This window comes from Desulfamplus magnetovallimortis, assembly GCF_900170035.1.
Classification (GTDB): domain Bacteria; phylum Desulfobacterota; class Desulfobacteria; order Desulfobacterales; family Desulfobacteraceae; genus Desulfamplus; species Desulfamplus magnetovallimortis.
Map to the genome: position 1 here is coordinate 283,448 of NZ_LT828544.1, position 24,242 is coordinate 307,689.

Consider the following 24,242-nt stretch of genomic DNA (forward strand, 5'->3'; position numbering starts at 1 on the left):
AGAAAAAGACGATGCAGCTTCTGAAGAGTCCCATGCATCGGCAGAAAAAGAAGAGGTTGCTTCTGAAGAGTCCCAGGCATCAGCAGAAAAAGACGATGCAGCTTCTGAAGAGTCCCATGTATCAGCAGAAAATGAAGAGGTTGCTTCTGATGAATCAAAGGATTCTGTTGAAGATGCAGAAAAAGAATCTGGAGAAACAGCGTCTGCTGAAGTTGAAAAAGCAGAATCAGAATCACAGGAAAATGCAAGTGCAGAGCCTTCACAGTCAGGTGCCCAGCCTTCTGATATTATTGCAATGGAAAATCCGGATTATGATAAACACTCCAAAGGGATTGTTCAGTTTACCCATTTAAAGCATGCCACGGATTACTCTATTGGGTGTGGCGAATGCCATCATGACTCAGACGGACAGCCGCTAAGTGATCTGAAAATGGGTGACTCTGTTGAAAAATGTAATGCCTGTCATAGTGATACAGGAAAGGCTCCAAAGGGAATTTCTGATTCTGAAAAGCTGGGATTTCATAAGGAAGCGTTGCACAAAAATTGTATAACGTGCCATAAGACATATAATAAGGAAAAAAACACCAAGGCAGCACCTGCATCCTGTACGCAGTGTCATCCTAAAAATAAATAAGTACTCATTCGATAATGAAAAAAATGGGGGCAGACTTTTCTGTATGTCTGCCCCCATTATTATTAAACGGGCATGATTGCGTATCAATCACCCCTAAACATAAAAATGATAGTCATTTTCACGGTAAAGTACTGCTTTATGAATCATCAATCCCTTGAACCGCCAAAAATATGCAGCAGCATCAAAAAGAGGTTTATAAAGTCAAGGTAAAGTGTCAAAGCTCCCATGATTGCACCTTTTCTTACCATTGCGCCGCTGGCATCAACAGGCTGGGTAATGGCCATCTCTTTCAGTTTCTGGGTGTCATATGCGGTCAATCCAACAAATACAAGAACTCCCACATAGGAAATAATCATGTTCATTGCTGTACTTTTAATAAAAACATTTAAAAGTGATGCAATGATTATTCCTATCAATCCCATCATCATAAATCCGCCCAATGATGTAAGATCCTTTTTTGTAACCATACCATAAACACTGCATGCTGCAAATGTCAGAGCACATACAAGAAAAGTGGATGCAATTGAAGATATGTTGTATATCATGAAAATAGACGACAGCGTTGCACCGTTAAGAATAGAATAGGTAACGAATAGAGCAGTTGCCGAAAAAGCACTCATCTTATGAACCCTGGCGCTGAGATAAAAGACCATTCCAAGTTCGCCAAAAATCATTCCGTAAAAAATAATCTTATTGCCAAAAATAACTTGAAGCAGTGTCTCTGAGCTGGCCACATAAAATGCAGTAAAGGCTGTCAGTGCAAGCCCTACAAACATCCAGTTATAAACACTTCTTATAAATGTGTTTACCTTTACAAGTGACATTGCATTGCCGATAGGTGAGTATTCCATAATTTTTTACCTCCTGATGCTTTTCAAAATGTTTAATATTGATTTGATAATGCAAAGTGATTCTGAAACAATATGAATCTTATTTAATCCTGTTGATAGAGAATATAACACAACTGGAGCTGTTTTCAAGTATATCCGGTTTAACTTTAAAACCCCATCTCCTCCTCAAGCCTTTCAATTTCTCTTGTTAGTTCGTTTTTTTCTTCAGGTGATAGCTCTGAAGAGCTGGCAAGGCGGTTTTTTAGGCTCGTAAGTATCATCTCTTGCCTGTATTCGCTGCATGTATAAATATTGCCAACGATCTTGTTCGTAGATTGAGTTGTCATTATTTCTCCTGTTCTAAACTGTGTTTACGAGTAAATATTAAACTTCTTGACCGTGAAACAGTAACGTGTCATTTTATATACAATTTAATTTATAAAATCAAATAGTGTTCTTGCAAGGTAGTGCATTTTCAAAGCTAAAAATTAGGGCGCAATGAACTGTAGAGACGAGTATGTTAATTAAACAGGCATGATTGATTAGGTATTAATCACCCCAAATATAAAAATGATATTCATTTTCACGGTAAAGGAGAAGAAATTGTCATGAATAATAAAGCAGCTTTACAGAGAGCCATTTTTGCAATGGCACTTATGTTCATATCTTTTGTAATAACTCTTAGCATTAATGCGGAAGAGGGGGGAAGGATATTTAAGCATAGTGACTCCCTGGATGAGATCAGAAGCAAGATTGAAAAGAATGGATTTCAGTTTCAGGTAGATCACAACTGGGTTTATGATATGTCCCCTGAAGAGAAAGAGAAATTTTTCAGCAGAAAGAGAAACATATTGCCGTCCAGTCAAAATTTTTTTTACCTTGATGGCAGTAACAAGATAAAGGGTCAGTTTTACAGAAAAGCCCTTCCTTCAACTTTTGACTGGAGAGATCATAACGGGGAAAGTTACATAGGGCCTGTAAGAGATCAATCTGATTGCGGGGCATGTTATGCCTTTGGTGCAGCGGCTGCCGCAGAAGGTGTATTTAATGCTGCAAATGGACTTACGGGCAGCAATGCCGTCGATTTTTCAGAATCATATATAGCGTGGTGTCTTGGCACTTATGGCAATTATTCTGACAATTTCAGTGGATGTGAAGGTGCTGATTACGAATATGCAGAACTTGAAGCATTGACAAGAGAAGGCATCACATATGAAGAGTATTTTCCATATCAGATTGATGATCCTGGCAGTTGCACCCATAATGATGATCCAAAAGTTGTGTTTAATTCGTGGGGCAGAACAGGCTGTAATGATATTGAGGCTATGAAAAGTGCAATAATGACCTATGGTGTAATGGATGCCGCAGTATTTGTAACTTCTGCATTTGAAGCTTACTCCGGAGGTATCTTTGAAGATGGGAATACCGGTTGCCCTGATTGTGAATATACGGATACTAATCATGCGATAGCTCTTGTGGGCTGGAATGATAATGGAGATGCACAAAACAGTGGTTACTGGATTCTTCGTAACTCCTGGGGAGAGAGTTGGGGGGAAGATGGATATATGCGTATTAAATATAACTCGGCAGCAGTTGCCTGTGCCGGTACCTATCTGGTTTATGAATGCGACCCGACGCTTTTGACTCTTGCCATCAATGAACCTGATTCCGGCTTTTTGATTGAACCTGGTACAAGCCAGGCAGTAACAGTTGAGCTAAGAAATTGCGAAGGAGTATTAATCGGAGCAAATGTTACAGTCTCCTTCAGCAGTGGAGATGCTCTGCTGAATCTCTATGATGATGGAATGCACAATGATGGCGGTGCAACAGACGGAGTCTATGGTAATATCTGGGTACCTGTGGGAGAGGAAGAAAATCTGCTTCTTACTGTTACTGCTTCCAAGTCAGGTTATGAAGATGCTCAGGTAACTGTGCCAGGAACTGTTACAAACAACCCTCCCCAATGCACCATTCAGGATTTTGAATCTGGAATAATGCCGCCTTCTGGCTGGGAACTTGTTTCCCGTTCACCAGAAACATGGAATGCAGAGAGAGAATATTATTTTAGTGACTCTTTTAACGGAGACTATGTGGCATCAATATATTATGACGACACGCTTGCTGTGCAAGATGAAATAATTTTTTCTGAAATTTTGCCCGCAGATATTACAGGTGGAAGTGTCAGCTTCTATTCACTTGGCAGTAGATACTGGGGAATATCACCTTATGACAATTATGATCTTGAAGTATGGCTTGTTGCAGGTGAGTGGGATGCTGGTTCTGGAAACGATGTTCTTCTTGCCATTGCAGATGATGATTGGTTCTCAGCTTTTGAATGGGTGAAGTCTGACATTGATTTCAGTGATCATCTATCCAGTATTCAGTCGATTCCAGGAGATAATGAGAATCTCAGGATAGCGTTCCGTTATTATGGGGCAGATGGAGATGAGGCAGCTTTGGACAATATTTCAATATGTGTTAATCGTCAGGCAGAAGAGCCGGAGCCTACTGACCCCGATCTCAGCAAACCGGATGCCAGTGTAATTTTAAAGGATGAGGATACAGAAGTAAACATAGAGAGTGGAACCGCTGTAATTGTTTACGGGAATCATCTTGCCAACACAGTTAATGTTGCTTCTGGCAGTCATTGTCAGATCAATAATTTTCCTGGTGCCAATACAATAAATATTGCTTCACCGGCAGTTAATTTTACTGTAAAACGAAGTGGAGCAATGGTGGTTTTTTTTGATGACCAAGGAAACACTTTGCTTCGGTTTCCAGTAAACAGCAGTCATTTGCAGACAATAAATTTTTCAGATAGAACTGTAAGTGCTGGCATTACCGGAAATAAGGTGATGATCGGAACACAGGTTATTAATCTGACAGAAGCTTTATTGAGTCAGCCATAAAAAGAAAGAAAGGCGTTTGCCCTGAAAAGAGTGCGTATGGGACCTGCAAAAGAAAAAATTGATGCCCTTGAAAAAAGGCTTGCCGAGGCTGGAATAGTTAAAAAGGATATTGAAGAGAAATTCATTAAATCATCAGGCCGCGGTGGACAGAAAATCAACAAAACTTCTTCTGCTGTTTTTTTGCGACATATCCCAACCGGTATTACTGTTAAGTGCGGTTCAGACAGATCACGTAATACAAATCGTTTTCTTGCAATGAGGCGTCTTGTTGAGAAAGTTGAAATTATTAGAGGAGGTGCCTCAAAAGAGAAAAATGCCATAACACATAAGGTTTTCAAAATAAAAAAACAGAAGGCAAAAAGAAAAAAGCGGACAAAAGAAAAATTGGTTACTTTAAATAATTCAGACATCTGTTAAAATAACAAAAAAATATGAAAAATGATATTATACGAAAGGTTTTAGTAACTTCATCGGAGTTCAAAAAGTTCTGGAAACAGCATGGCCCTTTCAGGTATGCATTGACAAGTGCTGAATATCCACCTGTCATGATTGAGCCGGAAGAGTGGATCTTCTCTGATAATATTATCTCTCTTGTCAAGGCACTTATGCAGTGGGATGAACGGAAAATGAAAATTGTTCATGCTCCGTTTAACAGAAAAAAAAGAAATGTGTTAAAGCCTGAGCTTCTTGTGCCCTGGAAAATTAATAATTTTCCCATTGAATGGGAGTGTGCAGTATGTAAATCTTTTACGCCTGTTGGACATTTGACAGAAAGTGTCCTTGAGATTGCAGAAGCAATGAAAGTAGATGACTCTTCCATTTTTTCAGGTTCAAATGGGGATGTGCAAAGGGATGGTGCTGAATTTGATGTAGATGAAAAAAGAATTGAAAAAGCTTTTTTTGCAAGCATTGAGAAGGAGCTTCCCACTATCGGCTATGTTCTTTTAAAGCCTGATCACATAAGGGGGGCAGTGGATCATGCCTATATAAATGATTACATGGAGGAGTGGGTAGCAGATGAAAAAGATGCTTTCTAATTCATCATTGGCAAATACAGATCTTTACTCTGATCATGGAAGACATTTGGGCATCCTTCATATCATACAGAAAGTACTTTACACTTTCCGGAACAGTATCTCCGAAAAACGGGCATTCTGTTCGGGAAAGTGTAAACTGGGAAATGAAAGATGCCGACATTTGTACGGTAAACCCTCATGGTCAAATGAGATTTCGGCCACCCCCGATCATGAAAACAGAATGTGGTTTCACGGTAAAATAATTATCTTCTCCATATTTTTTTTGTTTCACTGTTCTGCCGCAGGAGCATATTCTGTTGACTTGACTGGATTCAAACTGAACGGCTACTGTACTTTGAGTGCATCAATAGATAATCGCTCAGATATGACTCCTTTACGAAATGTCAGTCAGGATTTTGATGATCCTTTTCAAACGAACTTCATTACCAACTTGGATTCTCGGCTGGGATTACAAGGGCATTATCGATTTTCTTCAAAACTGGATTTTGTAGGTCAAACTGTTTTAAGAAAACAGACGGAGATCAATTTTGATAATTCAATTGAATTAGCTTATTTCGCTTTTAGCCCTACCCCAGAGTTGGAGTTCAGGGCTGGAAGAACCGGATATGATGCTTTTTTTATGTCTGATAATCGCCACCTTGGATATGGCTATCCCTGGGTACGCCCACCGGTTGAGTATTATGGATGGCTTCCTTTATTTAATGTGGATGGCATGGATGGTACGTTTCGAGTTAACTGGGGGGAGAGTCAATGGCAATTGAGATTGCAGATAGGTCAAAGCACCTTTTCTATAGAACCAGATGATACTCTTTATAATATTAAATTGAGAGATATTTATACAGTGTCAATGAGTCGATGTTCTGGACCACTATTCTTAAAGGCTGGTTATTCCACATATTATATTCCGGAAGATTTCTCATTGTTTGTTCCAATTCAGAATGGTCTGAATCAGGTTGCAGGTAGCGTTCAAAATATATTTCCTGATATAAATAATGAAGCAACATATTTGGCACAAAATTTATCATTTAAAGATGCAAGGATGAGTTACCTCTCCATAGGTGCCTCTTATGATGATGGAAACTGGATTGCACAGGCTGAAGTGGCTCGGGCATCTACAACTGCTGATGTGTTTACCAATGGTTTGATGGGATATCTGGCTTTGGGCTACCGGATTGGAGATTGGATCCCCTTTTCAATCTATAGTGCAAGCCGCGCTGGAAATGAAGTTAGCAGGCAGATTGAAGACTGGTCTGTGCTTGACCAGGATGCAGTGGAGTTGCAATTTATATCAAATGCAATGATGAATATGTTCCGAACAGACCAAACTACATTCTCTTTTGGTATTCGATGGGATTTTCATATTCAGGCAGCATTGAAACTTCAGTGTGATCTGGTCAGCATACATGCTTATGGTCATGGATTGTGGGTTAAGGATGTTAATTTGGCAGATAGAGACGTTCGTGTTAAAATTGGCACTTTAAGCTTGGATTTTATTTTTTAACAAATCTTCGGCACAAGTCACCAATCGTTTTTTTAGAAGTGCTTTGTCATATTACGACTTTATATGAAAGTCTCGGTAACAGCCTGTTTTTAAAACGACTTTCATCTCTTCGATTGTGGCGGTGATCAGCCATGTACGTTATATGGGACACCTTCCAGATCAAGAAGTGCCTTTTTGATATCAAGGCCGCTGCTGAAACCTGTAAGGGAGCCATCCTTTCCTATGACCCTGTGGCATGGAATTACTATTGGAATCGGGTTTTTTCCAACTGCACCCCCTACAGCTCTGCAGGCATTTACATTTCCTATGTTTTTGGCAATATCTTTATAGGATAATGATCTCCCAAAGGGAATGTCCAGAAGAGCTTTCCAGACTCTTTTCTGAAATTGAGTTCCACAAGGTGCAATTGGAAAAGTAAATGATTTCAGATCCCCGTTAAAATATGCCTTGATTTCATTTTCAACCCTTGAAAGTTCCTTTGAAGATTTATCTTCAATCAATTCACATAAAGGGATATTTTTTCTTGAAAGGAGAGTTGCTCTTGAGCCGGAATCATCAGATATATGAAGTACAGTCTCTTTTGATGATTTGAATAAGAGTTTTTCAAGGCCATTATTACCCTGTACAGCCAAAAGATAGCCAACAGGGGTCTTAATGTAACGGAAGATACTCATTTTGTTATCCGTTTATGTAAAAGGATACAGGAAGTACATGCAGTTGACGGCTTTTTTCTTTTGTTGTGCCAACTTGCCAGTTACTGCATACCCGTGTCCCATCCAGTGCTTTTTCAATATCTTTTGCCATTCCGCTTAGATTTATTATCGGGTGCCTCTCAAATACAGTTGGCAGACCATAGGTGAGGTTACATGCAAGACATTTTCCTGGTCTTTGTTTAAGGTGAAATTCAAACATAATTTTTTCATCATCCATGCCTTTATACTCAAGTGAGATATCATAGGCACCATCAGATGCATCCCCGTAGAGTGCTTCAAAAAAATTATCTGTCCGATCAGAAGGAAAAATTTTGTCAAGCCTTTCCCTTGTAAAAATATTTGAACCTTCAATCAATGTCATGGTTATATTTCTCTCTATAGTTAAAAAAATATACTGATCTTTAATCACTTACTTTCAGTGGTGTTGTTGTTTCAAAAGATAAAAGATACCTGATTGTTAAATATCTCCTTTTGCAATAAGATTTTCAAGCAGATTGTGGTAGTTAATACCAGCCTTTATAAAACCTTTTTTTCCATACTTCATATTGGCCTCAATTACCATGAACTGTCCTTTATGCTCTACAAGGTCAATTCCTACGTCATCCCATTGGCATTTTATTGCTGTTTTCAGGGCAAGTGAGAGTGCTTCCCCGGGCAGGTCATTAAAGCTTATATCCCCGCCACAGGAGATATTTGCCCTGAAATCCATACCTTTTATGATACGCCAGTATGCAAGTACAACCTTTTTGCCGATCACCACAACACGGATATCTTTGTCATGTGGGCAGTATTGCTGAATGTATGCAGGCCCGGCATTGGAGGTAAGATACTCTTTTAAATCATTCTGGCACAGTATAAGATATACGCCTCTGCCCATTGATGAGCCCCTGGGGTTCTTGGCAATAAAGGGAAGATTAAAAAAATCCATAATTTTCTTTTTTTGGTTATTGCCATAAAAAACTTTTGTAAACGGGTGAGGAATCCCATGCATATTAAACATAGCACTCTGTCTTATTTTATCCTGAACAAAGGCATAGGTGTTTAAACTCGGAAAAATTTTTTTGCCCATAGCTTCAAATATATCAGCATAAAATGCAGTGGGATAGAATATTTTGTCTGCATTCTGAATAAGCTTTGCGTCCCCATCAGAATAGTCACTGAAGTTGGGCTTGAATCCTATAGTTATTACGTTTCGGCATTTAGCAAGTCTCATGCCTATGGCGATGTTATGAGTAGATTCAAAAGCATCATTAGTCCTGTAGAGACTGCTCAATTTTTGATTACCTTTCCGCTTTAGATCATATGAAATGAGAACTAAATACCTTTCCCATTTTGATTTACACTAAGCGGGCGGAACACCCGGGTTTCTGGATATAAATGGGCACGTTATTTAAAAACCATTCCTATGTTATCTAATATGCATGTTGATCCCTTTAATCACTTCAGGAAACTTGAAGATGCCGTTTATTCCGCAGCTTGGGTATCTCTCTTCCAGGTCAAGGTCAAGGAAGTCATTTTGCCTGCTTGATATAAGTATAGGCAGATCCTGTTGTGTATAAAATTCACGAATTTCTCTTGAAAAATCAAGCGCTGTAATATCCTTTGAAAACAGTTCTGTAATAATCAGATCGGGCTTTTCAAGGGAGAGTGCTTCAAAGGCATCCTGAAAATTCAGGAAGAGCATTGGAAGATAGTTATTCTGGAAAAGTAGTTTTTCATATACCTTATTAGTAATTTCTGAACCGTTTATCACCATAACTTTCAGTCTGTTTTTGAGCTTGTTTTTCATGTCAGCTTTGAACTCAATTTTTTTGGCTGTGGATTTAAGCCCTCTATCCCTTAATATTTTCAGGTAGAAGTTAAGAGCAGACATTGTGGTGTTTTTAGCAAGGTAGTTAGCCGCCATATATGCAAAAGTATCTGAAACAAGTAGATAGTTGATAATGTTGTCAGCCTCAACGTCAATCAGTGTCTGTACAATAGACTCTCCCTTTTGTCTTCCTGTTTCTATTCTGTTTTTTATTTTTGCATATACTGGATCATTGTAATTTTTATTTAAAGCCATAGCTGCTGCCATTCTCACATGGATGGCTGGTTTTTCAACAGCATTTAACATAAGTTCTGTAAAACTGAATTTTTCAAATGCACAGAGAGCTTCAAATGCTCCATGCTCCAGGGATAAAGGGATACTTTCTTTGCTTAAAAACGTATATAGAGCCGGTAACAGCTCCTTTGGTGCATGGTGGGATATGATTCTCAGTGTATTTATTACAAGATCATGATCCGCGGATTTAAGGTTGGCTGCAAGTTTTTCAACATGAATGGATTTTGATTGCATGATGTCTGAAAATGCCTTGAATCTTTCATTAATATCTTTTGATTCAAGCATAGTCATTATCATTTCAGGGTCAATTATTTTGTGTGTGTTCTTATCTTCGTAAATATTTTCGGATAAAGAGCTATCTTGGGAAATACCGCATGATGAATAATTACTTTTATGCTCATTGTCGTGGAGCTCTGATATTGAGTCTGTTGTGCCTGATTCGATTTCAAGGAGCTCTTCTTTTTTGGATTCAGCAGGTTGGGAAGCACTTTCAGCAGAGATAGCATCTTTTTCCATCTCGGTTTCTATTGCAATAATTGTATCTGTTATGTGCTGATCTGCTTTGACAGTTTGTGATGCATTTAATAAGAGGGTTAACGCTTCTTTTGTCCCAATTTGGCCAAGTGTTTTAACAGCAATGAATTTAAGGGTTGGGTCATCATAAAATATGAATTCGGCAATGGATGGGACAAGTGAGTCTATGCGCTCTTTTCCTGCGATATTAATTGTTTCAAAGAGTGTCTCCCTGTCAGTGCAATTGGTCAGAATGTATTGCATTAGCGGAGATGCCTGGGCAATCCAGGCATGGTCATTCGATTTATACAAAATACGTGCAAAATCAAAATTGAGGTGTGCTCTGTCTATAATTAACTGGATTAGCTTTTCATAGATTTCCTCAGTCAGGGCTTTGAAATAGTCTGTTTCAATCCGTACAAGAAAGTCAATAAGGTGCCATGCAATGGGGTCAGAAACCATGGCAAGCTCATTTAGTACTTCAGACTTTGTAGTATCCGGCTCCAGATAGATGTCAAGGAGGAGATCTTTGGATTTTTTCAGATTTTCGGTTTCAAGGGACTCTTTAAAGTAAACGATATAGTTTCCCACAGTATTACCTTTTATGCTGAAATGGTTTGTTGAATTTTGTTCTTTTTGTGGTGGTATTAAGGATGCCAAAATATTAAACATTATATCGATTTTCCATAACCTATTGATTTTATTACAACTCACATTTTTAAGAGTTCAATAAAATCAGACACTTAGCTAAAATCGATATAACGGCCATGGCGGCATTACCGCCACAATCGAATGGATGAAAATCCCCAAACTACGGGGACTTTCATATAAATGACTATTATGCATATCCATTGGGATTAATTCTCTGCCATTTCCAGGTATCCTTGCACATATCATCAATACTCCTTGAAGCTTTCCATCCAAGCTCTTTTTCAGCTTTGGAAGGATCTGCATAGCATGCAGCAATATCGCCTGGACGACGGGGGACTATTTTAAATGGGATCTCTTTGCCGCATGCTTTTTCAAATGCACGGACAATTTCCATGACAGAGTGGCCTTTGCCTGTCCCAAGGTTATAAACCAGAACACCCTTATTGCCAGCAAGTTTTGATAATGCTTTCAGATGGCCTTCTGCAAGATCTACCACATGTATAAAATCACGCACTCCGGTTCCATCTGATGTTTCATAGTCGTTGCCGAAAATATTGAGATGGGGCAGTCGTCCCACAGCCACCTGTGCAACATATGGCAGAAGATTGTTTGGAACTCCCAGTGGATCTTCTCCGATTCTTCCTGTTTCATGTGCTCCCACAGGATTGAAGTATCTCAGAAGTGCAATGCTCCATGATTTGTCTGAGATATAAAGATCCTTTAGAATTTCCTCAATTACAAGTTTTGTTCGGCCATAGGGGTTTGTTACACTTAATGGAAAGTCTTCAGTTATGGGGAGAGAGTGAGGATTTCCATATACAGTAGCTGATGAGCTGAACACAATGTTTCTGACCCTGTGCTCTTTCATTACCTCAAGGAGAATCAGGGTGCCAGTAAGATTGTTATGATAATATTGCAACGGAATCTCAACAGATTCACCTACTGCCTTGTATCCTGCAAAGTGAATTACTGCTTCAATTTTGTGCTGTTTGAATATATTGGCAAGAGCAGGTTTGTTAAGAAGATCAATTTGGTAAAATTCAATGCGACCGCCTGTGATCCTTTCAACACGGCTTAATGCTTCCCTGGAACTGTTTGAAAGGTTATCAACCACAACAACATCCCAGCCGTTTTCCAATAGGGCAACACATGTGTGGCTGCCAATATATCCTGCGCCTCCTGTTACAAGTATTTTCATGCTTTTTCCCCTATATTAAATTGTTCTCTGTGCCCTTTGAGACAAGATTCTTATATGAAAGAAGTATCTTATATCATGCAACTTTTTAATTGCAAGAAAGTTTTTAAAAATCTCATTCTTTGCCCTTTCTTTTCTAAGGGGATGTGAGGAATGCCTGAAAGATTATTTCTAAAATCTGGAGAGGAATTATATGATAAATCAATAGTTGATATAAGCTTGCTTTCAATGTAATATGGCACCAAAACAAAGAGGGAGTTCCATATTATGATTATATATAATTTGAGAGGGTAAAATGACTGAAATCATTGATGTAAATGCGAGGGAAATCCTTGATTCACGGGGGAATCCCACGGTTGAGGTTGATCTGGTGCTGGCCTGTGGTGCAAAGGGGCGGGCAGCAGTTCCATCAGGAGCATCCACAGGTACAAGAGAGGCGCTTGAGATGCGCGACAATGCTCCTAACCGTTATCTTGGAAAAGGTGTCATGAATGCTGTCACCAATGTTAATGAGGTGATCGGGCCTGAAATCATAGGTTTTGATGCCATGGATCAGGCAGGGCTTGACAGAACCATGATTGATATTGATGGTACAGAGAACAAATCCCGCCTTGGTGCAAACGCCATTCTTGGAGTATCGATGGCTGCGGCAAGGGCAGCGGCAGAAGCGGCGGATATTCCTCTCTACCGTCATATTGGCGGGATCTCTGCGCGGGTTTTGCCGGTTCCAATGATGAATGTCATTAATGGAGGGGCACATGCAGCCAATAACCTTGATATTCAGGAGTTCATGATTGTTCCCTATGGTGCAGGTTCTGTCCTTGAAGCCATTCGCATGGGTGCGGAAGTCTTTCATCATCTCAAAAAAATTCTTAATAAAGCCGGATTAAGCACAGCAGTTGGTGATGAAGGCGGATTTGCTCCAAACCTCTCTTCAAACGAGGAGGCACTAGAATATATTGTGAACGCTGTTGAATCGGCAGGATACAGATCAGGTAAAGATATTGGAATTGCCATTGATGCAGCGGCAAGCGAATTTTTCAGGGATGGTAAATATCAGTTTGCATCAGAAAACAGAGCACTTTCACCTGAAGCACTTGTGGATTACTATGAATCCCTGATTGAGCGTTTTCCTCTTTGTTCAATTGAGGATGGTCTGGCAGAGCAGGATTGGCAAAACTGGCAGTTAATGACACAAAGGCTTGGTGATCGCATTCAGATTGTGGGGGATGACGTTTTTGTAACTAATCCTGATATCTTTCGCAGGGGTATTGCAGAGGGTATTGGTAATTCAATTTTGATTAAGCTGAATCAGATTGGCACACTTACAGAAACGCTTGATACTATATTGATGGCCAAAGAGTCAGGTTATACAACAGTAATTTCTCATCGATCCGGTGAAACAGAAGACTCTTTTATTGCAGATCTTGCTGTTGCTGTCAACAGCGGGCAGATAAAGACAGGTTCAATGTCAAGAAGTGATAGAATTGCCAAGTATAATCAGTTGATAAGAATTGAGGAGCAACTTGGGATTGCAGCACTTTTTCCTGAAGATCTTTTTGAGTAAACAGGCATGATTGCGTATCAATCATCCCCAAGTATGAAAAAGATAGTCATTTTCACGGTAAAACGTCATGACAGTAGAGACAAGGCATGCCTTGTCTCCACTGCTACTCCCGATTATGAAAAGGATGAGGGGGGATTTTCACGGTAAACGGGGATGACTGATTGTGTATCAATCATCCCCAAATATAAAAATGATAGTCATTTTGCGGTAAGCGGGCATGATTGCGTATCAATCACCCCCAAGTATAAAAATGATAGTCATTTTCATGGTAAACGGGCATGATTGATTACGTATCAATCACCCCCAAATATAAAAATGATAGTCATTTTCACGGTAAAATATAAAACCAGGATAAGGCAGGATGCTCAGGATAGTATCCTGTTCATAATTTATAATTTCAGAAAGTTATGACTGAAATGATCTTTAATTTGAGATTTTTAAAGGGTTATCAAAATTGATATTTTAAATATTTCAGGCAGCTTGAAAGAACAGTCACTGTTAGTCTGCCTGAATTTACAAGGGGATATGAGGATTCAATGGGGGAGATAACTAAATATATTTTTGTAACAGGAGGAGTTCTCTCCTCACTAGGCAAAGGACTTGCATCAGCGGCCATCGGAATGCTGCTTGAAAGCAGAGGACTTTCTGTAACTATTCAGAAACTGGATCCCTATATAAATGTAGATCCTGGAACTATGAATCCATTTCAGCATGGTGAAGTTTTTGTAACAGATGATGGTGCAGAAACTGATCTTGACCTGGGACACTATGAGAGGTTTACAAGTGCAAAACTTGGCAAAAACAATAACTTTACAACCGGCAAAATTTACCATTCTGTAATCACCAAGGAGAGAAGGGGAGAATACCTTGGCGGAACTGTACAGGTCATTCCACACATTACCGATGAGATAAAACGCTGTATATCCCTGGTTTCACATGATGCTGACGTTGTTATTGTAGAGATTGGAGGAACAATAGGAGATATTGAATCTCTTCCGTTTCTTGAGGCCATACGGCAGTTCAGAGCAGATGTCGGAAGAAATAATGTGATCTATATCCATCTTACTCTTGTGCCATATATATCCACAGCAGGTGAGTTGAAAACAAAGCCTACCCAGCACAGTGTCAAGGAGTTAAGGAGTATAGGAATCCAGCCAGATATTCTTCTGTGCCGTACTGATAGATACCTTTCCCCTGAGCTTAAAGCAAAAATTGCCCTTTTTTGTAATATTGATAAAGATTGTGTATTTACTGCCAAGGATGTTGACTGCATATATGAGGTGCCTCTGGTTTACAACAGGGAAGGTTTGGGAGACAAGATTTTACAGAAGCTCAACATATGGGCAAGATCCCCACGTCTTGAGGAGTGGCGGGAGATGGTTGACAAGCTGCAGAATCCCAGATCAGAGGTTACAATTGCAATTGTGGGTAAATATGTTGATCTTACAGAGTCCTATAAGAGCCTGAACGAAGCTCTTACACATGGGGGGATATCAAATGATACCAAAGTAAATCTTATGTTTGTGGACTCAACAACCCTAACAGAGAACAATCTGTCTGAAAAGCTTGATGCAGATGGCATACTTGTGCCTGGCGGCTTTGGGTCACGGGGGGTGGAAGGAAAGATTCTTGCTGTAAAGTATGCAAGGGAAAACAGGATCCCGTTTTTTGGTATTTGTCTTGGCATGCATATGGCTGTTATTGAGTTTGCAAGAAATGTTGCAGGCATGGAAGATGCTAATGGCTCAGAATTTGATGAACTTACACCTTTTCCCGTTATTTACCTTATGACAGAGTGGTATGATGAACAGACAAAGAAGATAGAGAAGAGGGATGATTCTTCAGATAAGGGCGGAACCATGCGACTTGGCGCATATCCATGCCGTCTTCTGGAGGATACATTTGCCATGTCAGCATACAGAATAGAAAATATATCTGAACGTCACAGGCATAGATATGAGTTCAATAATGAGTATAAGGAGAGACTTGAAGAGGCAGGACTTGTTATCAGCGGAGTATCACCTGATGGTCAGCTTGTTGAGATTGTGGAGCTAAAGGATCACCCTTGGTTCTTAGGATGCCAGTTTCATCCTGAATTCAAGTCCAGACCAGCCAACCCGCATCCTCTTTTCCGGGATTTTATAAAGGCAAGCCTTAAAAAGGCAAAGCAGATTTAACCCAAGAGTTAGCAAGCCTTTAAAAGGGGGGCAGCAGTGCTGCTCTTTTACAGAGCATATGTATGAGCCCGTTGATTTAGTCGATTTTTGAAAAAATCACCACAATATAATGTGTTTCTTGATTACTTAAAAATCATTATATTGTGGCAAAATCAAATATGTAAACACTTAATCAACAGAGTCATGTATGCCCCCTTGCTCAAAAATGGCATCAAGACTTCAGGACGAGCTGACAGAATGGCTTATCATGGTGTCAGCGATTTTTTCAGCAGAATCTCCAAAAAGATCTTCAATTGGAATAATGTTCAGAAGTGAGTCATCCCATTTGATATCATCTGTTTCAAGGATTATATCCTTGATTCGTATGTATTTTCCGCCAAGTGCCTTTATCTTGTCAAGCAAAGAGACCTTTTCAGGTGCTTTGAATGCTACATGTATGGAGAGAAGGTTTTCAATAACACTTGTTTCTGAAGTTGATGAGATAACCGGAATGACAAGAATGCTTCTGCCATCCTTCCTCCCCTTGCCTATATAGACATTACCCTCCCTTACGATAATATTTTTGGTGCCTTTAAGCTTATGCTCTTTTTCTGCCCTTGAGACTTCTTTGGCAAGGGCACCTGTCTTGTTTATGACATCAATTCTTGTTTCCAAAGTAGGCTCTCCAAGAAGATTGAGGCCTGAAATTTTATAAAGGAGTGCACCATTGACATGGGAAATAACCTCCTGGAGATTTTTTATTACAAGTACATTTTTGTGGGTTATTCTTGAGATTGAAATATCGTTTGTCGCAATTTCATCAAAGATAACACCCTCAAATTTTTGTGTAAAATCAAGAACTTCATCAATTTCTTCAATTCTGCTTGTTCCTACTGTAACGGTTTTGGCCTGATGTTTGATGGCATCAATAGGTCTTGCCATGGTGTTGATGGCTTCGGAAAGATTTTTGAAGAAATCATCCAGCATATTTGCAGGGGTACCTTTTCTGCCAAAGTCAATTTCAAAATCTGCAACCGGTAATCTTCCGGAAAGGTATTTTAAAAGAAGGGTGATATTAGTTGCGACATTTATACCAAGGATGGAAGGAATTTTCTGCTCTCTTCTTCTTTTTGTGAATTCTTGATAGAACGAAGCAATTTTTTCACGAAACTCCTTTTCCAGAACAACTTCATAGGCATCCCGTCCCATGCGTCTGTATTCTGCTATAAGTTCTTTTATCTCCTGCTGAAAATTGAACATGAACCTTGAGCCTTCATTGATAGATAGTGCTGCATAATATCCCCACAGGTGGCCGACAAGTGTATTTAGAATGGGGGCAAAATGCTCGCTTATCCTTGGGACTCTGAAAACATCGGCAGCAACTCCGTCAAACCGATCTTCGCCCTCATCTGTGATTACAACAGGTGTGGCCTTGTGTGCATGAAAAATGGCTGTATCTTTTATGATATCTTTAAGTACACTCTCTCTTGTACCGGCGGCACACACCATTACAAGTGGCTCGGACGAAAGATCAATGTGTTTTTTGTCTTCTACATAGTCCGATGAAATGGTTTTATAGCAAAGCTCGCTCAACTTGATTCTGATCTCGTCAGCAGAACTTTTGTTTGAGCCGCTTCCTACAGTTGCCCAGTAATATTTTGTAATGGCAAACCTGCGTGCCGATGCCTTGATTTTATCCTGCATCTCCAGTATTTTCTGCATTTTTTCAGGAATGCCATTTAGTTCTATAAGCTCATTTTTCAGGTTCTTCTGGGATATGGTTCCGACAATTGTTGCAATGTGAAGACCAAGAAGTGCTCCTGCAGCAAGTTGCGAATAAAAGGCTTTGGTTGATGCAACAGACATCTCAATATCCCTGCCGCTGCTTGTATAGAGAACACCGTCTGTCTTGAAAGTAAGATCAGAGTCTCTTCTATTGACAATGGCTATGGTTTTGGCTCCCCTCTCTTTTACCATATCTATAGTTCTGTTTGTATCTGTTGTTGTGCCTGACTGGCTTATGGCAACAACAAGATATCTATCCATGACACCCTTTGAATCTTCTTTTTCAGGTATGTAAAAGCCTGATAGTTCAGATGCCTTCATGGCACGGATATCAAAGCCTCCACCTTTGAGATAGTGCCGGAAAAGATCAGCACAACCTTGTGCAGCAATGCCTGCTGTTCCTTGACCGACAAAAAATATTTTGTTGATTTTTTTTTGTCTGATATCAGTTTCAATGCTTTCCGGCAGAGCATCAATGTTCATGATATAGCAGCCACTTTCACTTGAGCGTTTCCAGCGATTTTGCAGAGTTTTTGTTACAGAAAGAGGTGATTCTGAAATTTCTTTGAGAAAGTAGTGAGGAAAATTTTGGCGGTCAATGTCCCTTGAGGTGATTTCACTGTGCCTGAGATCAGACTCTGAAATTACAATGGGTTTTCCGGCATAGTCCATGGAAGTCATTCCGGCTGTTCCACCAGATGAGTTCTGGTCAAGGATAAGGATCTGGCCGTTTTGTTCTCCATTGAGCTTTAAAAATGTCTGGGTCTCTTCAACAACTCCGTAAAGTTCGGATGCTGTGATATAATAGTCAGGCGCAATACCTGTAAAAATAGCCTGTCCGCTGCCCTTTTGTGCAAGAAATAATTTGCCTGGTTCAAGATCCGTATGCATGCTGATTGCATGTGACCCATGAAAATCATTTACAGCAAGTCTGAAAGCCTCTGTAACAGAGCATCCTTTTTTAAGGTATAGTTCAATCTGAAGGGGAATGATTTTGGTATCTGTTGTGATATCCGGGTGCAGTGTATCAAATCTTGATTCATACTGTTTCTTAAGTTCCGGATAGTTATCAATATCTCCATTAAGGCTTACATGTATAATACCACTTTTGGTAACAGCCTGGTCTGTGGATTCGTTGTCAACAGGGTGACAGTTGGCCTGTGTGATATCACCAACCGATGCCCAGCGGGTATGTGCAGAAATACTGTTGAAAGATGATGGAAAGCCTATGAGAAGCTGAAGTATCTGGTCGTTTCTTATTTGTGTGCGTATATATGACACATTGTCGCCAAGGGAGCCAATTTCAGCAGCATATTTGTAAACAATTGTCATGGAAACATAGTGTGTTGAATTGGATGGAGCCAGAGTATCATGGATTGTGATACAGTTATTTGTAAGCACACTTTTATTGGTACGAAGCTTAAGTTGTTCTCCAAGACCTGATTGAATCATTTTTGCTCTGAAATTCTCAAATACAGGCTTGGTGAGAGTAAAGAGAAGAGATATACCGGCTGAGTCTCTTCCTCTTACTTCAAGTCGGTCAATGCTGTTAAGAACTGCATTTATCCTTTTAAATATTGACACTTCAGGAAAGGTAAGCTGGGATGCATGTTTAGCAGAGAGGTTCTGAACTTTAACCATATTGTCAAGAATCTCTCTTGATATGCACCAGAGTATATCTTTAAGTTTTTCAAGCCGTTTCAGGGCTGTTGCAGCACTTGATGCATCAAAGTCTGTCATATGATGTTCAAAAAGTCTGCTTTCGTCATCAATTAAGGAAGAGAGAGAATTTGACACTGTTTCAAGTGTTTTCCTTTTTTCTTCACTTGAAAAGAGATCATAAAAAAATGCCTCTGTTTTCAGCGTCTGTACAGTATCCATCATAATATCTAAGGCAGTCTCTCCTCCAAGATATGAGGATTCAGGAAAGTTTTTTTTATGATCTGACAGTAAATTCTCTTTTGACAGCAAATTCTCTTTTGGCAGCAAACTCTCTTTTGACAGCAAATCTTTTTTTGAAATATTACTGGAAAGAAGATTTGCATTGATAAGGTCAAGATGGTGTTCAAGCTCTAAAATATTGTTTTCACACTCTGAACTGCCATTATCTTCCAGCTTGGTATTATTATTATTTTCCTGTTTGGTTTTATTATTATCTTCCAGTTTAGTTTTATTATTGTCTCTCTGCTCGGCTTGAGTGTGCAGTTGCTGTTGTTCGGGGTAACCGTTTTCTTCAATGCACTTTTTTTGAAATGATACACCCTTGAAAGAAATAAGTGCAGAGATTCCGCAGCAAAGTCTTGTATGGTGGGCAGGAAAAATTATAATGGCGTTCTCTTTGGCTCTAAACGGAGATTTCCCGAACTCAATATTGACTGAAAAAATATTTTTAAGTGAGCCTTTAACATGTGAAACAGCAGATTTGGATTTAATAATTATATGTTTAATAACTGCATGTAAGTTGTTTGAGTACAATCCGGCTTTTTCAATCTTGTTGGGCATTTCAGCAATATCTCCATTTGTAATAGGGTTTACCCGTTGTTGGACTGCTTTGAGCTGAGTGCGTAAAAATTATTGAAGTACTCTGTAAATATCATTCTGCCATATCTGCTTGCACGGGTTCCAATATATTTGCCATGCCCAACCACCACAGAGACAACAATCTGTTCCTTGCCCTGATTCTCTTTGCAGAAACCTGTAAACCAGTCAAATTTTACTGTGTGTTCCCTGTTATAAAGGGAGCCCGTCTTGCCACCAATGTTGAGTTTGGAAAGGGTTGCGTCTTTTTGAAAGCCTCTGAATGACTTTCGTGCGGTGCCTCTGGTAATAGTTTTATTCATCATGGTCATCACAGCTCTGGCCGTTTCAGGTTTTACAGCACTGTTTATTACTTCACTTTTTCTTTTATAAAGAATGGAACCACTTTGATCTGTGACAGATTCCACTATAGAAGGTACAGGTGTTTTTCCAAAGTTTAGCAGCGTACTTGCAATCATTGCACCGAAAAGCGGAGATATTGTTGTTGTTTTATTGAATCCCGAGGCAACTTCAGCCCACTGGAAGGTATTATCTTCAGTAATCAGAATGGTTCCCGGATTAAAGGGCATGTCAGAATCAATCTGCTGATTGAATCCAAATGATCTGGCATACTCTTCAAGGATCTCTCCACCAAGTTTTATGGAGCCAAGTTTTCCGAAGACAGGGTTGATGGATTCAGCAAATGCATTTGCAAAGGTAACTTTGCTGCTGTACTTGTTGTGAGTGTCCTTTAGTTGACGTTTGTAGAGAGTATATTTTCCGCCATTAAAATATAGGGTGGTAGCTGGATTGTATCCGCAGGTTTCAACGGCTGCTGATGCTGTGACCATTTTAAATATGCTTGCAGCAGGGTAGTTTCCAAGAGTGCAGGGATTTAAACAAGGCGTTTCATTATCAAATCCTGTCATTGCAAGTATTTTACCTGTGTGAGGTTCCATAACAACCATTGCAATGATTTCAGGCTTGCCTCTGTCATTTGGCTGGAAGCCTTCTACTTTTTCCGTGAGAAAGTGTTGCAGTTTCATATCTAACGTTGTGTCAAATGTTAATTGGCGTCCATCTTTCTGTATGGAAAAGTGATTGCTTTTTATGTTGATAAGGTGTTGTGGATCAATAATTTCCCTTATCTCCTGCCTGGTAAGAGACTTTGGTTCATTGCCTTTGGTTATGATTTTACCTGTAAGGGATGCAAGATATCCTGAAGCCTTTGAGCCAGCTTCATCCTGGGAACTCCCTGAACTTTTTTGCAGGTTGTCTGTGGCATCAGAAAAAAACAGATCTTCACAAAAATCAGCAGTATGTTTAATGGTGGAGCCTATTATGGCAGCAGCCTTTGATAAGGATGAGATAGATGAGGATAGAATAGGGATAAAAGAGTGCATTGCAAAGGCAATAGATGTTACTAAGAGAAACATTACCAGAAGTAGAGATGCTTTTCTTAATACTCGTCTTTTGCTGCTTTTCAGTAGGGATTGTTTTTGAAGATTCTGCTGAAAATGCCTCCATGTGATCTTGTTATTACTGTCATCAATATGCATTATTTTATGCTCCATATTCAAAAACATTGTTTTAGCAATAGTCGGCATCCTTCATATAACGGCCACGGCGGCATTACCGCCACAATCGAATGGATGAAAATCCCCAAACTCCGGGGACTTTCATATAACGGCCATGGCAAACCCATCTTGCCACAACGAAGCATGAAAGCCCTGAAAAAAACCTTGAAATACGGGGACTTTCTTATAAAACGTACATGGCGAATACCCGCCACAATCGAAGAGTTGAAAGTCTTTTTTAAAACAGACAGTTTGTTTGAAATTTAAGTAGTAAAATGAAAAATGCCTACTTTACCTGACTACCAGGTGTCAGCGGTGATGTAAATCCTGTCAGAACAAGTTTTGTTCCATCATTTCCGGCAAGGATCATGCCTTGTGAAGCTTCGCCCATGAGTTTTGCCGGTTTCAAGTTGGCCACCACAACCACCTGTTTTCCTTGAAGTTCATCTGGGTTATAATTTTGAGCAATACCTGCAACAATCTGTCGTGGAGTATCTTCTCCAAGATCCACTGAAAGTTTCATGAGTTTGTTGGATTTTTTTATTTTTTCTGCGGAAATGATTATTCCAACCCGAAGATCAATTTTTGCAAAATCCTCAATTGAAATTTGAGGTTTCAGTGATGCTGGAGAATTTTTTTCAGGCTTAAGTGCTTTTGATGAGCACTTTTCAGATTCTGAATCCTGTTTTTGATCCTTGTTTTGTTTTTTATCAGGGTCAACCCTTGGAAAGAGAAGCGGAGGTTTTCCTATTTCAGTGCCTGGAGTTACTTGGTACCATGATTTGATCCCTTCAAGGGAAGGAGTTGAGTGCCCATCCATATCTTTAATCGTTTTTACGCGGTTTTTCAAGTCCATTATATCTAACATTTTAATGGATGTCTCAGGCATAACAGGAAAAACAAGGCATGCAACAACTCTGAGACTCTCCACAAGATTATAAATAATGGTTGCAAGTTCTTCTTTTCTTGCATCGTCTTTTGCTGCAACCCATGGAGCAGTTGTGTCAATATATTTGTTAAGGATGCTAATAAAATCCCATATGGCAATCAATCCCTTGTGGAACTCGTTGCAACCCATGGCCATCTTGAATGCTTCAATTGTTTCTGCTGCACTTGATTCAAGGGAAAGGCTTTTTTCTTTTTCAATATATTTTACAGGTTCAGGAACCTTACCTTTAAAATATCTGTGGTTCATGGCAAGAACTCTTGAAAATACGTTTCCAAGATCATTGGCAAGATCGGAATTTATTCGTTGAACAATGGCATCTTCTGTGAAATTTGCGTCTAGTCCGAACACCATCTCCCTCATAAGAAAGTAGCGGAATTGATCCACTCCGTAAATCTGTGTTACTTCCACAGGATCGGTGACATTGCCAATGCTTTTTGACATCTTGCTTCCGCCTACATTCCAGAAGCCATGGACGTTCAGATGCTGATAAATGTCAATACCTGCGGCTTTCAGCATTGTTGGCCAGTATATTCCGTGAGGTTTTATTATATCCTTGGCCACAAAATGCTGGGAGCCCGGCCAGAATTTTTTAAATTTATTGCCATCTGGAAATCCAAGTGCGGATATGTAGTTTGTTAGTGCGTCAAACCATACGTATGTGACATAGTTTTCATCAAAGGGAAGGGTAATACCCCATGTTAAACGCGATTTTGGACGGGAGATGCAAAGATCTTCAAGAGGTTCTTTGAGGAATGAGAGTATTTCGTTGCGGTATCTTTCCGGTCGAATGAAATCAGGATTCTTTTTTATGTGATCAATGAGCCAATCCTGGTATTTTGACATTGCAAAAAAATAGTTGGCTTCCTTAATATTCTGAGGCTCTGTACCATGATCCGGACACTTTCCATCAACAAGTTCACGTTCCTGGTAAAAACGTTCACATCCGAAGCAGTAAATCCCCTCATATTCACTGAAGTAAATATCTCCTGATTCATATATTCGTGTCAGAAGTTTTTCTACCACATTAATATGAGTCGGATTTGTTGTTCTTATAAAATCGTTATTGCTGATATTTAGTGTCGGCCACAGGTTTTTAAAAAGGCTGCTTATCTCATTTGTATATATTTCAGGGGTTTTATTCTGCTTTTCAGCAGCTTCAACAATTTTGTCACCATGCTCATCTGTGCCGGTTAAAAAGTAGGTTTCCTTTCCGCACATTCTGCTGTAACGGGCTGCAACATCTACTGAGATGGTTGTATATGCATGGCCAAGATGTGGTTTTGCATTAACATAATATATTGGGGTTGTATAAAAAATACTTTGTTTGTCTGTACAATTTTTATCATTTGTATTCATAAGGTTTCCCATTTTTTTCAACTTCAACTTCTGTTCCATCGTCAAGTTTAACAACAACACTCTCTTTGAGTATATTTTGTCGGATTATTTTGCCGGCTCCCATTGGAGTTTCAATTTTTTTTCCAGGTTTGGGCAGGTTACTCTTAAGTGATCTGTAGGTTTCATTTTCAAAGGTAAGGCAGCACATTAGTCTGCCGCACAGCCCTGAAATTTTAGTGGGGTTCAGGGAAAGTCCCTGATCTTTGGCC

18 protein-coding genes are annotated in these 24,242 nt (G+C 39.6%); 7 read left to right on the forward strand and 11 right to left on the reverse strand.

All coding sequences use genetic code 11. The annotated features are described in order from the left end of the window. On the forward strand, positions 1–634 hold a 634-nt coding region (locus MTBBW1_RS28335; protein ID WP_186441225.1), incomplete at its 5' end, for a cytochrome c3 family protein. A gap of 146 nt (positions 635–780) precedes the next feature. On the opposite strand, the gene MTBBW1_RS11470 is transcribed toward MTBBW1_RS28335, so the two are convergent. Next, the gene (locus MTBBW1_RS11470; protein WP_080803570.1) at positions 781–1,485 is read right to left on the reverse strand and encodes a Bax inhibitor-1/YccA family protein; all 705 of its coding nucleotides are present in this window, start codon (positions 1,483–1,485) and stop codon (positions 781–783) included. A 146-nt stretch (positions 1,486–1,631) separates the two neighbouring features. Further along, complete coding sequence (locus MTBBW1_RS11475; protein WP_080803572.1) at positions 1,632–1,811, reverse strand: hypothetical protein; 180 nt, start codon at positions 1,809–1,811, stop codon at positions 1,632–1,634. Positions 1,812–2,072: 261 nt separating this feature from the next. Here MTBBW1_RS11475 and MTBBW1_RS11480 point away from each other — a divergent pair, with 261 nt between their 5' ends. The 4 genes from MTBBW1_RS11480 (at position 2,073) to MTBBW1_RS11495 (ending at position 6,911) form a co-directional block, all read left to right on the forward strand. Next, positions 2,073–4,373: a C1 family peptidase gene (locus tag MTBBW1_RS11480; protein WP_080803576.1), complete on the forward strand. Its 2,301-nt coding sequence runs from the start codon at positions 2,073–2,075 to the stop codon at positions 4,371–4,373. A 36-nt stretch (positions 4,374–4,409) separates the two neighbouring features. Continuing rightward, entirely contained in the window at positions 4,410–4,790 is a 381-nt protein-coding gene (locus MTBBW1_RS11485) for a peptide chain release factor family protein (protein WP_080803579.1), read from the forward strand. A gap of 14 nt (positions 4,791–4,804) precedes the next feature. Continuing rightward, positions 4,805–5,410 carry a hypothetical protein gene (locus MTBBW1_RS11490; protein WP_080803582.1) on the forward strand — a complete coding sequence of 202 codons (606 nt, stop codon included), beginning with the start codon at positions 4,805–4,807 and terminating at the stop codon, positions 5,408–5,410. A gap of 301 nt (positions 5,411–5,711) precedes the next feature. Next, complete coding sequence (locus MTBBW1_RS11495; RefSeq protein WP_139786745.1) at positions 5,712–6,911, forward strand: hypothetical protein; 1,200 nt, start codon at positions 5,712–5,714, stop codon at positions 6,909–6,911. A 125-nt stretch (positions 6,912–7,036) separates the two neighbouring features. Here the strand turns inward: MTBBW1_RS11495 and MTBBW1_RS11500 are convergent, their stop codons facing one another. The 5 genes from MTBBW1_RS11500 to galE form a co-directional block, all read right to left on the reverse strand. Then, positions 7,037–7,585: a methylated-DNA--[protein]-cysteine S-methyltransferase gene (locus MTBBW1_RS11500; RefSeq protein WP_080803590.1), complete on the reverse strand. Its 549-nt coding sequence runs from the start codon at positions 7,583–7,585 to the stop codon at positions 7,037–7,039. Positions 7,586–7,589: 4 nt separating this feature from the next. Then, complete coding sequence (locus tag MTBBW1_RS11505) at positions 7,590–7,985, reverse strand: pancreas/duodenum homeobox protein 1 (protein ID WP_080803594.1); 396 nt, start codon at positions 7,983–7,985, stop codon at positions 7,590–7,592. A 96-nt stretch (positions 7,986–8,081) separates the two neighbouring features. Continuing rightward, on the reverse strand, positions 8,082–8,897 hold the full coding sequence (locus tag MTBBW1_RS11510) for an ATP-grasp domain-containing protein (protein WP_245809345.1): 816 nt from the start codon (positions 8,895–8,897) through the stop codon (positions 8,082–8,084). A 135-nt stretch (positions 8,898–9,032) separates the two neighbouring features. Beyond that, positions 9,033–10,913 (reverse strand): hypothetical protein, encoded by a 1,881-nt coding sequence (locus tag MTBBW1_RS11515; RefSeq protein ID WP_080803600.1) that lies wholly within the window; start codon positions 10,911–10,913, stop codon positions 9,033–9,035. A gap of 166 nt (positions 10,914–11,079) precedes the next feature. Next, entirely contained in the window at positions 11,080–12,090 is a 1,011-nt protein-coding gene (gene galE, locus MTBBW1_RS11520) for a UDP-glucose 4-epimerase GalE (RefSeq protein ID WP_080803602.1), read from the reverse strand. 292 nt (positions 12,091–12,382) lie between these two features. On the opposite strand from galE, the gene eno reads away from it, so the two are divergent. Then, entirely contained in the window at positions 12,383–13,654 is a 1,272-nt protein-coding gene (gene eno / locus MTBBW1_RS11525; protein ID WP_080803605.1) for a phosphopyruvate hydratase, read from the forward strand. Between the two features lie 536 nt (positions 13,655–14,190). Beyond that, entirely contained in the window at positions 14,191–15,831 is a 1,641-nt protein-coding gene (locus MTBBW1_RS11530) for a CTP synthase (protein ID WP_080803608.1), read from the forward strand. Positions 15,832–16,050: 219 nt separating this feature from the next. On the opposite strand, the gene MTBBW1_RS11535 is transcribed toward MTBBW1_RS11530, so the two are convergent. From MTBBW1_RS11535 to ricT, 4 genes are all read right to left on the reverse strand, one after another. Then, positions 16,051–20,097 carry an SIS domain-containing protein gene (locus MTBBW1_RS11535; protein ID WP_245809346.1) on the reverse strand — a complete coding sequence of 1,349 codons (4,047 nt, stop codon included), beginning with the start codon at positions 20,095–20,097 and terminating at the stop codon, positions 16,051–16,053. Positions 20,098–20,126: 29 nt separating this feature from the next. After that, a complete protein-coding gene (locus tag MTBBW1_RS11540) occupies positions 20,127–21,671 on the reverse strand; it encodes a penicillin-binding transpeptidase domain-containing protein (protein ID WP_245809347.1) in 1,545 nt (514 codons plus the stop codon). Between the two features lie 304 nt (positions 21,672–21,975). Further along, on the reverse strand, positions 21,976–23,994 hold the full coding sequence (gene metG, locus MTBBW1_RS11550; protein WP_080803615.1) for a methionine--tRNA ligase: 2,019 nt from the start codon (positions 23,992–23,994) through the stop codon (positions 21,976–21,978). Next, on the reverse strand, positions 23,981–24,242 hold a 262-nt coding region (ricT, locus tag MTBBW1_RS11555; RefSeq protein ID WP_281255633.1), incomplete at its 5' end, for a regulatory iron-sulfur-containing complex subunit RicT. The genes ricT and metG, both read right to left, overlap by 14 nt.

Bases quoted from the DNA above. Each gene is read 5' to 3' on its own strand.
- MTBBW1_RS11515 (WP_080803600.1), bottom strand. From the start codon at position 10,913: ATGTTTAATATTTTGGCATCCTTAATACCACCACAAAAAGAACAAAAT.
- MTBBW1_RS11475 (WP_080803572.1), bottom strand. From the start codon at position 1,811: ATGACAACTCAATCTACGAACAAGATCGTTGGCAATATTTATACATGC.
- MTBBW1_RS11500 (WP_080803590.1), bottom strand. From the start codon at position 7,585: ATGAGTATCTTCCGTTACATTAAGACCCCTGTTGGCTATCTTTTGGCT.
- MTBBW1_RS11480 (WP_080803576.1), top strand. From the start codon at position 2,073: ATGAATAATAAAGCAGCTTTACAGAGAGCCATTTTTGCAATGGCACTT.
- MTBBW1_RS11505 (WP_080803594.1), bottom strand. From the start codon at position 7,985: ATGACATTGATTGAAGGTTCAAATATTTTTACAAGGGAAAGGCTTGAC.
- MTBBW1_RS11485 (WP_080803579.1), top strand. From the start codon at position 4,410: ATGGGACCTGCAAAAGAAAAAATTGATGCCCTTGAAAAAAGGCTTGCC.
- galE (WP_080803602.1), bottom strand. From the start codon at position 12,090: ATGAAAATACTTGTAACAGGAGGCGCAGGATATATTGGCAGCCACACA.
- MTBBW1_RS11530 (WP_080803608.1), top strand. From the start codon at position 14,191: ATGGGGGAGATAACTAAATATATTTTTGTAACAGGAGGAGTTCTCTCC.
- MTBBW1_RS11540 (WP_245809347.1), bottom strand. From the start codon at position 21,671: ATGCATATTGATGACAGTAATAACAAGATCACATGGAGGCATTTTCAG.
- eno (WP_080803605.1), top strand. From the start codon at position 12,383: ATGACTGAAATCATTGATGTAAATGCGAGGGAAATCCTTGATTCACGG.
- MTBBW1_RS11470 (WP_080803570.1), bottom strand. From the start codon at position 1,485: ATGGAATACTCACCTATCGGCAATGCAATGTCACTTGTAAAGGTAAAC.
- MTBBW1_RS11490 (WP_080803582.1), top strand. From the start codon at position 4,805: ATGAAAAATGATATTATACGAAAGGTTTTAGTAACTTCATCGGAGTTC.
- metG (WP_080803615.1), bottom strand. From the start codon at position 23,994: ATGAATACAAATGATAAAAATTGTACAGACAAACAAAGTATTTTTTAT.
- MTBBW1_RS11535 (WP_245809346.1), bottom strand. From the start codon at position 20,097: ATGCCCAACAAGATTGAAAAAGCCGGATTGTACTCAAACAACTTACAT.